General features: G+C 47.5%; 1 protein-coding gene. It reads right to left on the reverse strand.

Annotated elements, in window-relative coordinates; genetic code table 11:
- Positions 1-299 (reverse strand): tyrosinase family protein (locus BB427_RS08640; protein WP_139119048.1); only part of this gene is annotated, 299 nt, incomplete at both ends.

Consider the following 299-nt stretch of genomic DNA (forward strand, 5'->3'; position numbering starts at 1 on the left):
CTTGAAGAAAGTTCTGACAACATTTGCAACCTTTGCGTTGACTTGGACGCTTGCGACTTTTACGCCAGCGAAGCCCAGGTCTGCAGGGGTGTAAGGATGCAGTTTTGCTTTGTACTGCTGGAAGATGTTGTCGACGAACCTATGCCACCTGTAGAAAATGGGATCCCTCAGTGAAGTTGAAGTGTCACTCATAACACCAGGGTTTTCGGCAAATTTTCCATCAGGATCAGATATACGAGCCATCATGACGTGTCCCCAGTTGTGCAACGATCCATAGTACCTCTTGTTGACAGAATCGG

The sequence above is a fragment of the Pseudoalteromonas sp. BMB genome (assembly GCF_001709235.1).
Lineage (GTDB): Bacteria > Pseudomonadota > Gammaproteobacteria > Enterobacterales > Alteromonadaceae > Pseudoalteromonas > Pseudoalteromonas maricaloris.